At 64.3% G+C, this 15279-nt stretch carries 11 protein-coding genes and 2 pseudogenes; 8 read left to right on the plus strand and 5 right to left on the minus strand.

Features of this window, described 5'->3' with window-relative positions:
- Positions 1-56 precede the first annotated feature (56 nt).
- The gene (gene istA / locus EI171_RS29695; RefSeq protein WP_161532270.1) at positions 57-1814 is read left to right on the plus strand and encodes an IS21 family transposase; all 1758 of its coding nucleotides are present in this window, start codon (positions 57-59) and stop codon (positions 1812-1814) included.
- 4 nt (positions 1815-1818) lie between these two features.
- A pseudogene (istB, locus tag EI171_RS29700) lies at positions 1819-2585 on the plus strand (IS21-like element IS1631 family helper ATPase IstB).
- A 74-nt stretch (positions 2586-2659) separates the two neighbouring features.
- On the opposite strand, the pseudogene bamA reads toward istB, so the two are convergent.
- A pseudogene (bamA, locus tag EI171_RS29705) lies at positions 2660-3763 on the minus strand (outer membrane protein assembly factor BamA); the annotation flags it as partial.
- 348 nt (positions 3764-4111) lie between these two features.
- Between bamA and EI171_RS29710 the strand changes: the two are divergent.
- From EI171_RS29710 to EI171_RS29735, 6 genes are all read left to right on the plus strand, one after another.
- On the plus strand, positions 4112-4477 hold the full coding sequence (locus EI171_RS29710; protein ID WP_049832366.1) for a hypothetical protein: 366 nt from the start codon (positions 4112-4114) through the stop codon (positions 4475-4477).
- 254 nt (positions 4478-4731) lie between these two features.
- Positions 4732-6258 carry an efflux transporter outer membrane subunit gene (locus EI171_RS29715; protein ID WP_371740279.1) on the plus strand — a complete coding sequence of 509 codons (1527 nt, stop codon included), beginning with the start codon at positions 4732-4734 and terminating at the stop codon, positions 6256-6258.
- On the plus strand, positions 6255-7487 hold the full coding sequence (locus EI171_RS29720; protein WP_161535441.1) for an efflux RND transporter periplasmic adaptor subunit: 1233 nt from the start codon (positions 6255-6257) through the stop codon (positions 7485-7487). The genes EI171_RS29715 and EI171_RS29720 overlap by 4 nt, the downstream gene beginning before the upstream one ends.
- 1 nt (position 7488) lies before the next feature.
- Positions 7489-9450, plus strand: a complete 1962-nt coding sequence (locus EI171_RS29725) for a MacB family efflux pump subunit (RefSeq protein WP_060911494.1) — start codon at positions 7489-7491, stop codon at positions 9448-9450.
- 100 nt (positions 9451-9550) lie between these two features.
- Positions 9551-10264, plus strand: a complete 714-nt coding sequence (locus EI171_RS29730) for a response regulator (RefSeq protein ID WP_038966216.1) — start codon at positions 9551-9553, stop codon at positions 10262-10264.
- Entirely contained in the window at positions 10261-11580 is a 1320-nt protein-coding gene (locus EI171_RS29735; RefSeq protein ID WP_028170783.1) for an ATP-binding protein, read from the plus strand. Before EI171_RS29730 ends, EI171_RS29735 begins: the two co-directional genes overlap by 4 nt.
- Before the next feature lie 261 nt (positions 11581-11841).
- Here the strand turns inward: EI171_RS29735 and EI171_RS29740 are convergent, their stop codons facing one another.
- From EI171_RS29740 to EI171_RS29755, 4 genes are read right to left on the minus strand one after another with little or no spacing between them, the layout of a single operon-like run.
- Positions 11842-12750 carry a flagellin gene (locus EI171_RS29740; protein ID WP_161535442.1) on the minus strand — a complete coding sequence of 303 codons (909 nt, stop codon included), beginning with the start codon at positions 12748-12750 and terminating at the stop codon, positions 11842-11844.
- A gap of 15 nt (positions 12751-12765) precedes the next feature.
- Positions 12766-14514, minus strand: a complete 1749-nt coding sequence (gene flgK, locus EI171_RS29745) for a flagellar hook-associated protein FlgK (RefSeq protein ID WP_161535443.1) — start codon at positions 14512-14514, stop codon at positions 12766-12768.
- 21 nt (positions 14515-14535) lie between these two features.
- Positions 14536-14994, minus strand: coding sequence for a flagellar protein FlgN (locus EI171_RS29750; protein ID WP_161535444.1), 459 nt, complete (start codon positions 14992-14994; stop codon positions 14536-14538).
- A gap of 24 nt (positions 14995-15018) precedes the next feature.
- Entirely contained in the window at positions 15019-15279 is a 261-nt protein-coding gene (locus EI171_RS29755; RefSeq protein WP_028170779.1) for a hypothetical protein, read from the minus strand.

Genomic DNA, 15279 nt, shown 5'->3' on the forward strand with positions numbered 1-15279 from the left:
CCTGATGATCGCCGTCAGCGCCGCTGAACAGCAGTAGCCGGTCAGGCAGGACGTTTATGTTCGACCCCTTTAGCCAGCAAGGGGCCGGGGAGTTGAACGTCTTGAAGCGACATCTGCAAAGCACGGTATTTACATTACTTGATCGCAACGCCAGCCAGCGCGAGATCCACAGGCTGACGGGGGTCGATCGCAAGACGATCCGGCGTTACCGGGCGCTGCGGGCTGGTGCGGAGGCAAATTCCCCCGGGGAAGTGACCACCGGCACGGTGAGCGCGGACGACCAAATTCCCCCACCCCGACCACCGGCTTTTGGGGTGTCGGAAGCGACAGCCGCCTGCAGCCTGGCCCGCTCGGCCTGCGAACCGCATCGGGCATGGATCGAAGAACAGGTCCGCCTGAAGCGGAATGCGCAGGCGATTTACCAGGACCTGGTCGATCGATTTGGCTTTCCGTCCAGCTATCAGAGCGTCAAGCGGTTTGTGCGCACGTTGCGACACAGCGATCCCGAGCAGTTTGATCGACTTGAGTTCCTGCCTGGCGAGGAGGCCCAGGTCGACTATGGCGAGGGCGCTCTGACGATTGATCCCAGGAGCGGCCGGTACCGCCGTCCCCGCCTGTTTGTGATGACGCTGCGCTACTCGCGGCGCAGCTTCCGGCGGGTGGTCTGGAAGTCCAGCCAACACGTCTGGGCGCAGCTCCACGAAGAGGCGTTCCGGTATTTTGGCGGGGTCCCCAGCTATGTCGTGCTCGACAATCTGAAGGAAGGCGTCCTCAAGCCGGATTTGTACGAGCCCGAGCTCAACCCGATTTACAGCGCGATGCTGGCTCATTACGCCGTGGTCGCCGATCCCGCGCGGGTGGCCGATCCCAATCGGAAAGGCTGCGTCGAGAGTGCGATTCAACATACCCAGGGCACCGCGCTGGCCGGACGGCGCTTCGAGACACTGGAAGCCCAGAACGAGTTCCTGAGGCACTGGGAGGAGAATTGGGCCTCCAAGCGCATCCACGGCAGCACGCGCCGTCAGGTCGAGGCGATGTTCCAGGAAGAGAAGCCGCACCTGCGGCCGCTGCCTGTCGCTCCCTTCCGCATCTTCACCGAAGTCGTCCGGACTGTCTGCGACGACACCACCGTACGCGTCGACAACAGCTATTACGCCGCGCGGCCCGCGCCGATCGGCAGTCAGGTCGTGGTGCGGATCTACGCCTCCACGATCGAGATCCGTGATCGCCACACCCGTGCGCTGCTGCGTGTTCATTCCCGGATGACGCACCCCGGTTCTGTTGTCCTGCCGACCAGCGAACGGCCGTTCAATCCGTCGCGGCAAACCGCCGTGCTGCTGGCGAGCGCCGAGCGCATCGGGCCGCAGACCAGGGCGCTATGCCAGCAAGTGTTCGACACCGAGGGGCGCCCCGGACAGCGCGCGATGTGGGGCATTGTCGGGCTGGGCCGGAAGTATCCGGCGCGGCTGGTCGAGCAGGCCTGCGCGCACGCCATCGACAACCGCATCTACCGCTACAAGCACGTGCGTGCGACCGTCGAGCGGTTGTTCGAACAGGCGATTGAGCAGGTTGGAGTGACGCCACAGCCGGCATCGCCGCTCACCCAGGATCATCCGCTGATCCGTACCCCCGCGGAATACGGCGACCTCTTCAGCCGCGCTGTGCGGCGCGACGCCGACGATAATGGTCGGCAGGCCGAGGCTCACGACGATCACGCCACGGCAATCCGCGCTCGTGTCGCCTGCGCAACCCCGGCCAGCTCCGGCGCCACGAGCGCTCCCGCTGCACCTTCTCACCTTAAACTGGAGACCTAGCCACATGATGACCATGCCGGAAATTGAGCGTTGCCTACGACAGCTGCGCCTGTCGGGTGTCCGCGACACGCTGCAGACGCGCGTGCTCCAGGCGCAGGGCGCCAACCAGCCCTTCCTCGAGACCTTCTCCCTTATCCTGCAGGATGAACTGGACCGTCGTCAGTCCCGTCTTATCGAGCGGCGATACCAGCAATCCGGGCTCGACGAAAAGCTGACGCTCGCCGAGTTCGACTGGTCCTTCAATCCCAAACTGCCACGTCAGACCTGCTTCCAGCTCCACACCCTGGCGTTCATTGCCGCTGGCGAGAACGCTCTGCTTGTCGGCAAACCTGGCACCGGGAAGTCGCACATCGCCAAGGCGATTGCCTATCAGGCGATCCTGCAAAGCCACAAGGTCCAGTATCTTGAGACCGACGACTTCTTCCACCGCTACGCCCTGAACTCTCCGGCACAACGCGAGGTCCGGCTGCGAACCATCATCGACTGCGATCTCCTCGTGCTGGACGATCTATTCCTCGCACGCGCCATCCCCGACGACGCCGGCACTTTGCTGCAGACCCTGATCCATCAGCGCTACAAACTGCGCCGCAGCGTCATCGTCACCTCCAATCGCGTCGTGCAGGATTGGGGGCATACCTTGGGGACAACACTATGAGCACGACGATCCTCGATCGCCTTATGCATCATTGCCATCTGCTTGAGTTCGACGGACGCAGCTATCGGCTCAAAGAAGCCGCTGAAGCTCTTGCCCGGGAAACAAACTCAAACTAACAGTCCCTTGTCCTGCCTCGCGGGTGGAGGAATTTGACTGACCACACCCGGAGGAATTTGAAGTGACCCGCGGGGTAGGCATCGCCCTCGGAGAGGTCGAATTCGCGGCGGATGACATAGTCGCGCGTGCGGGTGTTGCCGCGAACGTTGATCCGCTCGATGTAGGTGCGCGGCCCTTCGTCGATGGAGAAGACAACGGACACTGTTTGGGCCTCGAAGTTGCGGTCGCCGGTCGGACGCACGACGGCAAAGGCAAAGCCTCTGCGCGACGCCTCGATCTGCATATCCTCGACCGACTTCTCGACCAGTTCGACATTGTAGAGTGAACCCGCATTGACCCGCGAATAGCTGCGCAACGCGGCCGGATCGAAACCCGGCACGGTCGAGCGAAAATCGACGGATCCGACGCGATATTGCTGGCCTTCCTCGATCTTGAAGGTCACGAGAAAACCCTTGCGCCCGGGATCATACTCGGTAAGCGCGGCAACGACCTGCGCATCGGCGAAGCCGTTCTTCAAATAGAAGCGACGGATCAGATCGCGGTCGGCCTCAATCCGGTCCGGATCGTAGACGTCGTTGTTGCCCAAGAAGCTCAGCAGATTGCCCTCATGCGTCTTGATGACGTCACGCAGCCGTGCGGCTGAATAGCTGGTATTGCCGATGAACTCGATCGACTTGACGCCGGTCTTGCCGCCCTCCTGGACCGTGAAGATGAGATCGACGCGATTGTTCGGCTGCTCCACGATTTCGGGCGTGACGCGCACGTCATAGCGGCCGGAACGCCGATAGATCTCGGCGATCCGCAGCGTGTCCGACTGCACGATCGCGCGCGAGAACGTACCGCGCGGCTTGGATTGCACCTCCGCGGACAATTGCTCGTCCTTGATCTTCTTGTTGCCTTCGAAGGCAACGCGGCCGATGACAGCGTTCTCCACCACCGAAACCACGATCTGCATGCCCGCGCGCCTGATCTGGACGTCCTGGAAGAGCCCCGTGCCGATCAACGCCTTCAGGCCATCGTCGATCGCGGCCTGGTCGAGCCGGCCGTCCGGAGTGCTCTTGAAGTAGGAGCGAACGGTCTCGGCCTCCACGCGGCGATTGCCCTCGACGACGATACTCTGCGACACCTGAGCGCCCGCGGCTGTCGGCAACCCAACCATGACAACGCAGGCCGCCATCGCGATCCCGCAGATCGCGGCCGCGATCGCCCAATTTCGCCAAACCTTCATTCCACACCTCACGAGCAACTGACCGCTCTGAGACGAAAACGCTGTGGCGGTGGTGTGGCTCGAAAGTTGCTGGATCGTTGCTAACGATTTGGATTTATCGCCGCGACGGACACGCCCGAACAGGCCTGCACGAGGGCCCGCAGAACGCTCTTCAGCAGCAGAGGCGGCTGCAACGCGCGTCCTGCGCGATCGCTTGTCGGTTTGGGCGGGCAACGTCCCGCAACAAGTGAGCGATTTACTTGATCGCCCGCCGGTGCGAGAGGCCGCGAAGGCTTGGTCAATTCCGGAGAGACAAACGTGATCTCGATCGCACGCCCGACAAGAATTTCGGCCCTCATTGCTACGCTCGTCGCGTCGCTCGCGGCAATCGATGGTGCAACGGCAGCCGAGCGAAAGCAGCGGGAGAATGCCGATGTCTACGCCTACGGGCCTCGCGGCCCCAACCGCTCGTACCAGGCCGGACCGCACACGCGCATCTATGTCACCAAGAGATCCTGGCTGGACGGCGGGACCGAGGTGCTTCCCGGCGAGCGCAAGTTCACCGACTACGCATTTCCTCCGGGGATCTCATTTGCGCGCCAGAACAATAACCGGCCGCTCGACTGGCAGCCGCTCTATCCGGCTTTCGACCTCGGCGGCCTCTCCCCGGGATTTCCGTTCTAGGCAGCGGCGCAGAAGCAGCCGGCGAGGCCAGGCATGCGCCTCGTCTCGGCTCCGTACAAGTCGCAATCGCTGTTTACATTCAGCAACATTCCGCCTGCTGAAAGGCCATAGTGCGCGTGCTACTGGCCCTCATTCCGGTCCGGCAACAGGCCGACCGCGCTCTTCAAGCGCCAGAATGCGGTTCGATTTTCATCCGCATTCCCACGACATGGACGCCAGCCGTTTCGATGCCCTTTCAGCCGACCGCAACAGACTTGCCCTCGAGAAAGGAGCGGCATCAGCAGAGCGCCTGCCCGGGACTGACCTCGCCAACCAAGCGCTTGTGCGGCGCCGTCATCGTTACGAGCCTGCTCGCCGGCTGCGCCGTCGGGCCGGACTATATGGGGCCGCCTCGCGTGACGCTGCCGACCCAATGGGCCAACGCGCCCCGGCACCAAGGGGGCACCGGCGAATTCGGACGATGGTGGTTTCGTCTGCGCGACTCCCTGCTCACCCAGCTCATCGGCGAAGCAGTGGAAGCAAATCCGAGCCTCGCGAAGGCAAAGGCATCGGTCCGCGAGGCGCGAGCCACGGTTGCGCAAACCGCATCGGGCTTGTTCCCGTCGGTCACCGGGTCGGGTTCGGTGACTGACAACAAGACCAGCAGCGCAGGATCTTCTGGCGTCGCCATCGGAACGTCCCCCTACACCTTGTACCAGGCGGGTTTCGACGCGAGCTGGGAGCTCGATCTGTTCGGCGGCACACAGCGCAACATCGAGGCCGCGATTCGCTCCGAACAGTCGGCCGAAGACGAGCTGAGATATAGCCTCGTCACCCTGCTCGGCGACGTCGCCGCCTACTATGTCGATGCACGCGGCTATCAGGCGCGCATCGCGCTCGCGAGGCGAACGGCCGCTTCGCAGCGCGACACCGAGCGTTTAACGCGCACGAAATACGAGGCCGGCAGCGCCACCGCCGTCGATCTCGCCAAAGCCTCGGCCCAGGCGGCCAGCACGGAAGCCAACATTCCGACCTACGAGGCGGCCCTCGCCACCGATACGCATCGCCTCGGCATCCTGCTCGGCCGCGCTCCGACTGCAGTATCGGGCCTCTTCGCAAAATCGGCGCCGGTCCCCGCGCCGCGCATGCCGCTACCGACGGGAGTTCCCGCTGATCTCCTGACCAACCGGTCGGACGTCGCGAGCGCCGAACGCAAGCTTGCGCAGGCCACCGCAAAAATCGGCGCCGCCGAGGCCGACCGCTATCCCAGCATCTCGCTGACGGGATCGGTGGGGACATCGGCGATTCGCGCCGGCGACCTCGCCAAATATTCCAGCGTGAGCTGGTCGGTCGGCCCCTCCATCACCGTGCCGGTGTTCGACGCCGGTAAGCGCTACGCGACCGTCAGGATCGCCGAGGCGCAGCGGGACCAGGCCTTTGCCACCTTCCATTCGACCCTGCTGTCCGCGCTCGAAGACGTCGAGAATGCGCTGGTGGCGCTCTCGCGCGAGAAGGCACGCGCCGGCAAGCTAGCGGAAGCGGCGAAAAACTATCGTGAGGCCGCACGGCTCTCGCGCTCGCTATTCGAGACCGGATCGTCGAACTTTTTGGATGTGCTTGACGCCGAACGCTCGCTCTATTCGGCGGAAGACTCGCTGATCCAAAGCCAGGTCGCCATCGCCAAGTACTATGTCACGCTGGCCAAGGCGCTCGGCGGCGGGTGGGTCGATCCGGTCGATGCCGCGACGCCGCTGATCGTCGACGCCAATACGGGGCCGCACGCCCGGGAGGCCCTGCGATGAACATCCTTGCCAGGGGATCGCGAACATGGCTCGCGCTGGCGTGCCTCCTCACCGCGATCGGCGTCGCCGCCGCCGTGCATTTCCGCAGCGGATCGGCGAAGACGACGGCGTATATCACCGCACCGGTGACGGTCAGCGACCTGCGGGAGGAAGTGCTCGGCAGCGGAACGCTGAAACCTCTGCGGCTCACGGCGGTCGGCGCCCAGGTGTCCGGTCGCATCACGTCCCTGAACGTGCGCGTCGGCGATACCGTGAAGGCGGGCGACGTCATCGCCCAGATCGACCCCGTCACCAAGCAGAACGACCTTCGCAATTCGGAGGCCTCGCTGAACAATTATCGCGCCCAGAAGGTCGAGAAGGAAGCGACGCTGGTCCTGGCCGAGGCCAATCTGGCGCGCCAGCAGGCCACCCTTGCGCAGCGCGCGACCTCCCGCAGCGATTACGACAACGCCGACGCCACCGCGAAGCAGACTCGCGCGCAGATCGCGGCGCTGGAGGCGCTGATCGCGGGCGCCCAGGCGGCGGTCGAGACCGCCAGGGTCAATCTCGACTACACCCGTATCACCGCCCCGATCGACGGAACGGTTCTTGCCGCCGTGGCTCAGGAAGGACAGACCGTCAACGCGGTGCAGTCGGCACCGACCATCGTCGTGCTCGGCCAGCTCGAGACCATGACCGTGCGCACGGAGATCTCGGAGGCCGACATCGTCAAGGTGCAGCCGGGACAGGCGGTGTATTTCACCATCCTCGGCGACCAGGACCACCGCTACGAGGCGACACTGGAGCAGATCGAGCCGGCGCCGGAATCGATCAAGAGCGATTCGAGCTTCTCCTCCAGCTCGACGAGTTCGACGTCGAGCTCGTCGTCGTCGAGTTCCACCAGCACCGCCATCTACTATATCGGCGTGTTCAAGGTGCAGAACCGCGAATTGCGGCTGCGCACCTATATGACCGCGGAGGTCCATATCGTCATCGGCGAGTCCAAGCGCACCAAGACGATCCCCGCGCTGGCGCTGACGCGGCAGCCTGACGGCCGTAACACCGTTCGCGTGCTGGACACATCCGGCGAGGTCCGCCAGCGCGATGTGAAGATCGGGCTCAACGATCGCACCACCGTGGAAGTCAAGTCCGGCCTCAGCGAGGGCGAGCACGTCATCACCGGAGAATCGTCGAACAGTGGGCCGACCTCCCGCGGCTTCCCGCAAGGTGGCCCGCCAGCGGGATCGTGACATGACCGAACCGATTCTGGCGCTCAGCCACATTTGCCGCGAGTTCATGACCGGCGACACCAAGGTCGCCGCGCTCGCGGACGTGACGCTGGACATCGATCGCGGCGAACTCGTCGCCATCATCGGCTCCTCCGGATCGGGCAAGTCGACACTCTTGAATATCCTGGGCTGCCTGGATCACGCGACCTCCGGCAGTTATCGCGTCGCCGGCGAGGACGTCGCGGCGCTCGACGCCGACGCCTTGGCCGCGCTGCGCCGCGAGCACTTTGGCTTCATCTTCCAGCGCTACCATTTGCTCTCCGAACTGTCGGCGCTCGAAAATGTCGAGATCCCCGCGGTCTATGCCGGCGATACCGCGAGCGAACGGCAGGCGCGGGCCGAACGCCTGCTGGCCCGGCTCGGCATGGCCGAGCGGCGCGGTCATCGGCCCAACCAGCTCTCCGGCGGCCAGCAGCAGCGGGTCTCGATCGCGCGCGCCCTGATGAACGGGGCCGAGGTCGTACTCGCGGACGAACCAACCGGTGCACTCGATCGCCGCAGCGGCGAAGAGGTCCTGAAAATCCTGGTGGAGTTGCATCGCGAGGGAAAGACGATCATCATCGTCACGCACGATCCCGAGGTCGCCAAGCGTGCCAACCGCGTCATCGAGTTGCGCGACGGTCTTGTTGTTTCGGACAAGCGCACCGACGCCGCCGTGGCGACGGCGGCTGCCTCCCTCCCCGCTGACAAGCCTGACACAAGGTCCAGCCGTTGGTCCGGCCTCGCCTTCCGCTTCCGGGAGACGCTGCGGATGGCCCTACTCTCGATGGCGGCGCACCGGCTGCGCTCGTTCCTGACCATGCTCGGCATCATCATCGGCATCGCGGCCGTGTCCTCCGTCGTCGCGCTCGGCAACGCCTCGCAGAACAAGGTGCTGTCCGATATCTCGAACCTCGGGACCAACACGATCGAGGTGTTTCCCGGCAAGGACTTTGGCGACGCCCGAGCCGGCAAGATCAAGACGCTGGTCCTCGACGACGCCCGTGCGCTGGACCGCCAGACCTTCATCGCCGGCGTCACGCCGACCGTCTCGACCAGCACGACGGTGCGCTACCGCGACCGCGAATCCAACGTGCTGGTGAACGGCGTCGACCGCAGCTACTTCCAGGTCAAGGGCACCAAGATCGCGGCGGGTGCGCTGTTCGACGCTGTCGCCGTCCGCAACATCGAGCGTCAGGCCGTCATCGACGACAACACAAGAAGGACATTCTTCTCCGACGATCAGAACGCCGGCATCGGCCGCGTGATCTGGGTCGGCAAGGTGCCATGCCGCGTCGTCGGCGTGATCGCCCAGCAGCAGGGCGGTTTTGGCTCCAACCAGAACCTCTCCGTCTATCTTCCTTACACGACCGTGCAGGCCCAGTTCACCGGCGATCGCTCCCTTCGCAGCGTCCTGCTGCGCGTCAGCGACGAGGTCTCGACCGACCTTGCGCAGGAGGCGGTCACCACGCTGCTCACGCGGCGCCACAGCACCAAGGATTTTGTGATCCTCAATACCGACGACATCCGCCGCACGATCACCAGCACGACGCAGACCCTCGCCTTCCTCGTGGCGGCGATCGCCGTCATCTCGCTCGTCGTCGGGGGTATCGGTGTAATGAACATCATGCTGGTGTCCGTATCCGAACGGATCGGCGAGATCGGCGTGCGCATGGCCGTCGGCGCAAGACGGGAAGACATCCTCCAGCAGTTCCTCGTTGAGGCGACTCTGATCTCGTCGCTCGGCGGGATCGCAGGGATCCTGATCGCAGTCGCGCTGGGCGCGCTCCTCAACCTTCTCCTGCCGGGGTTCCAGGTCTCCTATTCGACCTTCTCCATTGGCGCCGCCTTCTTGACGTCGACGGCGATCGGGATCTTCTTCGGCTATTTCCCGGCGCGGCGCGCCGCATCCTTCGATCCGGTGGTAGCCCTCAGCCGTGAATGACCTTAGAACCCTCGCCGCGTGTGGTAGTTTGGCTCGAACGCGGTCTTCCGGCACCGACCGGCCGCCCGCATCGACGCCAAGCAACATCGCCATTCATGCCATGAGCACCCAGAGCATCCTCATAGTCGAAGACGACCAAGAGACACGAAATCTGGTCGCACGCTATCTGCGTGAGAACTCGTTCAACGTCGGCATGGCCGCGAACGGGCGTGAGATGGACCGCTACATCAGCCAGAACCGCGTCGACCTGATCGTGCTCGACCTCATGCTGCCGGGCGAGGACGGCCTGAGCCTGTGTCGACGCCTGCGCGTCGACACCACGACGCCCATCATCATTCTGACCGCCAAGGGCGACGACGTCGATCGGATCCTCGGTCTCGAAATGGGAGCCGACGACTATTTGCCAAAGCCGTTCAATCCGCGCGAACTTCTGGCGCGGATCAACGCCGTGCTCCGGCGGCAATTGGGCGGATCGGCGGGGCCCGCGGCAAAGACCTCGGCCCGCCTGAGATTCGAGGGCTGGATCATCGATTCCCGAATGCGGGAGTTGCGTGACCCGGAGGGCGCGCAGGTGCCGCTGACGAGCGCCGAATTCGACCTGCTGCAATCCTTCTGCGAGCGCCACGGCCGCATCCTGAGCCGGGACACGCTCCTGAACATGACGCGCGGGCGGCCGGGCGGCGCCTTCGGGCGCAGCATCGACGTGCTCGTGAGCCGATTGCGCGGCAAGCTCGACAGGACCGAAGGAACCTCGATGATCAAGACCGTCAGAACGGGCGGCTATATTTTCACGCCGCGGGTGGACGAAGCGTGAGCCGGCTCCGCAAGCTCGTAAGGCTCTTTACCCTGCGACGAATCAGCGGCCAGATCGCCGCGCTGATCCTGTCAACGCTCGTGCTGATTCACGCGCTGATCGCCGGCTATGTCCTGGTGAGCCGGCCCAAGCCCAGCCTGCTGACCGACGAGCCACTGCAGCAATTCGAGCTGATTGTGCGAATTCTCGACAAGACGCCGCGAAACGAACGTCGCGTTCTCGTTGAGAATATCGGTCGCGGCCTTCCTGACCTGCAACTTCGACTGACGGAGGGCGGGCCTCGCGCGTCCGCAACTCCGACGACGGCCATCCCCTCACCGTTCGATGGCCGCGTCCAGATCGTTCAGCGACGTCCGCCCGAACAGGACAGCGTCCTCTTCGATCTCGGGGACGGCGAAGTCCTCGATGCGACAGTGAGGACGCCGAGCATTCCCGGATTTATCACCGGCCTTTGGGCAAGCACGCTGTTGTTCCTGGTCATCAGCATTACGCTGCTCGGGGTATGGGCCGGCCGGGCGCTCAGCGCGCCCCTATCGGCCTTTGCCAGGGCAGCCGAGAGCTTCAGCCTGAGCCGGTCCTCGGCACCGCTCCCCGAGAGCGGGCCCGAGGAGATCAGGTCGGCGGCGAAGGCACTGAACCTGATGCGGAACCGGATCACGTCGCTAATGAACGACCGGACCCGGATGCTCGCCGCGATCAGCCACGATCTGCGCACACCCATCACGCGGCTACGGCTGCGCTCCGAATATATCGAGGACGACACCCAGCGCACACAGACGCTGCGCGACCTCGACCAGATGCAGGCGATGCTCGAATCCGTTCTCATCCTGCTGCGTGGCGGCAGCGGCGCCAGGCCCACGCTGGTGGACATCGCGGCACTCGTTCAGATGGTATGCGAGGAGTTTGCGGACTGCGGTCACGCGGTCCATTACCACGGCCCCTCGCGGCTCACGCTCACGGTCAAGCCGGATGAGATCAGGCGGGCGCTCGCCAATCTGATTGGAAACGCCATTCGCTTCGGCAGCGAAGTGAACGTCGCCCTGTCCGTCGCAGACGCGGTCACGACCATCGAGGTCTCGGACGATGGTCCCGGAATCCCGGACGACAAGAAGGCCGCGATGCTCGAGCCGTTCGTACGGGGTGACGACGCCCGCACGATGAACGAGACCAGCGGCTTCGGGCTCGGACTGTCGATTGCCAGCAGTATCGTCGAGGCACACGGCGGATCCCTGTCGCTGCAGGACAACCAGCCTCACGGCCTCAAGGTGGTTATTGTGCTGTCTGAACGCCGATGCCAAGCGTCTGCGAACGAGTAACAAGCTCATCACACTGCCGCAACTTTCGCGATCTCGGCTCACTCAGTTGGCGCAGGAAGCTGATTTCGGCTTGCTTCAACTATCTGAAATCCGCTGCCTTCAACCTTCCGCTTCGCAGCAACACACCTTTGGCCAGGCGCCAAATTGTTCGCTTCGTCAACTGCTGAAATATCTTGGATTGCTGCTCGCTAGTCACCCTGGAACGATAGCCGTCTGACACGCCCGCCTTCGTCGGACCAGGCGCTCAGCGACTTTGCGCAACTATTTCAGATAGCTCGCGAGATTCATGCTCAGGATTTTTCCGAGCGCGGAATAGGAAGCGGTGAGCTGGGACTGATAGGTCGAAAGTTGCGCGGTGATCGCGGCAACGTCGACGCCGGTCAGGTCGCTCGACAGCGTCTCGGCAAAGCTCTTGTAGTCGCTCTGCCGCGTGCTCGCCGTTTCGATCTGCGAGGCCGCACCGGAGAGTCTGGCCTGCACCGCCACCGTGTCGTCCAGCGCCGTGCTCGCGAGGTCGAGCGCCTGGGTGATGTCAGAGGACGACAGCGAGGTGCTGTTGGCCACGAACTTCAGGACACGCATCACCTCCTCGAACGCCGAATTGTCGGCGGTGACGCCATAGGACACGGCCTGGTCGGCCGAGACGCGGACCGACGCGATTTCGCCGTCGCCGGAGTAATAGGAGGTGTCCGCGGTGGCGGTGGAGCCTGTGCCGGTGGCAAAACTCGTGATATCCACCGGCGCCGTCTCGGTCTTGCCGCCGGCAAAGACGTACTGGCCGTCATACTGCGTGTTCAGCAGCGACCCCATCTGCTCCAGATATTGCTGCGCGGTGGCGATCGCCGAATTCGCCTCGGTCGAGCTGCCGGTCGAGGCGGCGCTGAGCTGCGAGCGCAACTGCGTGACCATGTCGGTCATCGATCCCACCGCCGAATACATCACCTGCACCCGGCTGTCGGCGAGCGTCGCGGCGTCGACGTAGGATTGCGCCCGCGTCACCGAAACCTGCAGATTGACCACGTGCTGAGCAGTCGAGCCGTAGCCGCCGAAATCGCTCGAGATCTGGCCCGACGATTCCTGGATCTGCTCGTTGGCCATCACCGACTGAATGCGCAGCGCATCCGCGATCAAGGAGCTGGTCTGCGCGAAGGTCGCCACCCGCATTGCCATCGGTAACCTCCCGCCTCAGCCCGACTGCACGGCGTTGAGCAGCGCAGAGTACATCGTGTTGATGGCCTGGATCAGCGCCGAGGCCGCGGAATATTTGTTCTGCAGCGTGCTCAGCCGCGCCGATTCCTCGTCCAGGTTCACGCCCGACTGCGAGGAGAGCGAATCCGCATAGGTCGATTGCGCCGTCTCCTTCGCTGTATAGGTTGAGGAGGCCTGCGACGCCTTGCTCGCAACATCCGAGACGATCGTGGCGGCGTAGTCGGCGAACGAGCTGGTGGATGCGGCGAGGCCACCCGCGGATGCAAAGCTCCTCGAGCCCGTCAGGGTGTCGTAGAGATTGTTGACCACGGTGGCCGAGCCCGATGACAGCACCTGGCTGCCGACGGTCAACGTCGATGACGAATCCAGCGTGGCGAGCGGCAGATCGTAGCTGCCTGAGAGGAAGCTGCTCTTGACCGCAATGTCGGCAGCGCTGGTTCCTGTGACGATGTCGTTCAGGCCGAAATAATCAGACAATCCCTCGCCCGAGCTGCCTACGGAGCTCGTCATCTCGTTGATCGCGACGCCATTGCCTGAACCGGTGGCTGAGACCATCAAATGGCCGTTCGCATCGACCGATGCCGACAGGCCGGAAATGCCGTTGATCGCGGTCACGAGATCACCGACCGTCGCGTAGGACGACAGGTCGAGATCGGCATAGGACACCAGATTGCCGCTCTGGTCGGTGGCGGCAATGCGCACCGTGCCGGTCGCCGAGAGCGCGTCCGTGCTCGCGACCGCCGTGGTCCCGGTCAGGCTGGTTGGCGGCGGCACCGACGAAGCGCTGTTGGATACGCTGTTCAGCGCGGAAGTGAGCTGCTGGGCCAGCTCGTCGAGCTGGGATTGCGCGGCCGGCAGCGTCTTGTCGCGCAGGGTGACGAGCGCGCCGATATCGCCGCTCGTGATCTGGGACGTGATGTCGACGCCGTTCACCGCGATGGCACTGAAACTCGTCGACGACGAGACGTTGGCCGCCGTCGTGTAGCTGATCGTATGCGCGGTGCTGTCGACCAGCGCCTGGCCGGAGGTGGTATAGACCTGAAGATCACCGTTCGACGCCGTGAAGTACCTGACGTTCATCTTCGAGGCGAGATCCTGCAGCGCAGTGTTGCGCTGGTCCTCGAGATCCGCGGTCGACTGGCCGGACGCTGCGACCTGCTTGATCTCGGCATTGAGGTTGGCGATCTGCTTCAGATTCTTGTTCACGTCGTCGACCGAGGATGCGATGTCCTTGTCGGCATTGGAGCGGAGTTTCTGGATGCCGCTGGAGGTCTCCCGGAGCTGGCTCACCACATCGTCGAGCGCACTCACCGCGTTGGATTGCAGCGACGCGCTGCTCGGCGTGCTCGCGAGCGACGACAGCGCCGATTCCAGGTCGGCCAGCGTATTGGCAAGCGACGTACCGGTCGACGAGCTGTCCGAGTTGCTGGTTGAGCCATAGAGGCTTTGCAGCGAGGTCAGATAAGTGTTGGTGGTATCGGCCGCGCCAAGTTCAGAGGTTGCGCCGATCAGCGACTTCAGGAGCAGCTTGTCCACCGTCGAGGTGATGCCGGTCACCGTGACGCCGGTGCCGACGCCGTTGGTGACGCTGCTCGTCTGGTTCGCGGTCTTGGTCGTGTAACCGGTCGTGTCGGCGTTCGAGATGTTCGACGACGTCACGCTGATCTGGACCTGCGTGGCCGAGAGCCCGCTGAAGGCGATCAGTCGTGCAATATCGAGCGACACGGCGGCGACCTCCTCGTTGCGTCAGGCGCGCCGGCTGGTGCCGCTGGAGACGGTCCGCGCGGCGGCGACGTGGCCCGAGGCGCCATAGGGCGACACCGCCGCAATCTGCTCGCGGATCGCCTGCATCACCGCCTCGATCCGGCGGTTGCTGGCCTCGATCGCCGCGCGCAACCGCACCAGGTTCTCGTCCATCGCGGCACGCAGCTTCAGGATCCGCTCCATCAACTGCTCGCGCAGGATCATGTCCCTGACGTGCAGGCTGGTGCTGCCCCCGGCACATTCGGCGACCGTCCGCTCGAACAACTCGGCCAGCCGGTTCTTCTCGTCCACCTGCCTCAGGCGCGAGGCGGGCAAGCCCTTGGCGAGCTCCGCATTCTCCTCGGCAACCAGGGTGGTCAGGACGTCAATCAGCGCGATCAGCGACTTGATCCTGATATCGCCGCCGGCGGCACTGGTCCTGGTAGGCTCTGCCTGTTTCATGTTCGTTGCCTTCACATCGTTCTTCTAATTCTGCGGCCGGCCGCGGCCGGCCTGCGAGCCGCGCAGATAGGCGCCGATCGCCGTGGTTCGCGCCGCCGTGCGCCGCATCTCGTCCTCGATATCCGCGCATTCGCGCAGCAGCGCGCGGCGCGTGCTCTCGACATCGTCGACCAGCGCAAGCAGCCGACCAGGATTCGCGCGGTCCACTGCACCGGCGCGCGACACCAGCCGCTTCAGGCGCAGCAGCAACCCCTCGCCGACGGCATGATCCCTGGCATCACGCAT

The sequence above is a fragment of the Bradyrhizobium sp. LCT2 genome, assembly GCF_009931255.1.
GTDB lineage: Bacteria > Pseudomonadota > Alphaproteobacteria > Rhizobiales > Xanthobacteraceae > Bradyrhizobium > Bradyrhizobium diazoefficiens.

Bases quoted from the DNA above. Each gene is read 5' to 3' on its own strand.
- istA (WP_161532270.1), top strand. From the start codon at position 57: ATGTTCGACCCCTTTAGCCAGCAAGGGGCCGGGGAGTTGAACGTCTTG.
- EI171_RS29720 (WP_161535441.1), top strand. From the start codon at position 6,255: ATGAACATCCTTGCCAGGGGATCGCGAACATGGCTCGCGCTGGCGTGC.
- EI171_RS29725 (WP_060911494.1), top strand. From the start codon at position 7,489: ATGACCGAACCGATTCTGGCGCTCAGCCACATTTGCCGCGAGTTCATG.
- EI171_RS29730 (WP_038966216.1), top strand. From the start codon at position 9,551: ATGAGCACCCAGAGCATCCTCATAGTCGAAGACGACCAAGAGACACGA.
- EI171_RS29740 (WP_161535442.1), bottom strand. From the start codon at position 12,750: ATGGCAATGCGGGTGGCGACCTTCGCGCAGACCAGCTCCTTGATCGCG.
- EI171_RS29750 (WP_161535444.1), bottom strand. From the start codon at position 14,994: ATGAAACAGGCAGAGCCTACCAGGACCAGTGCCGCCGGCGGCGATATC.
- EI171_RS29755 (WP_028170779.1), bottom strand. From the start codon at position 15,279: ATGCGTGATGCCAGGGATCATGCCGTCGGCGAGGGGTTGCTGCTGCGC.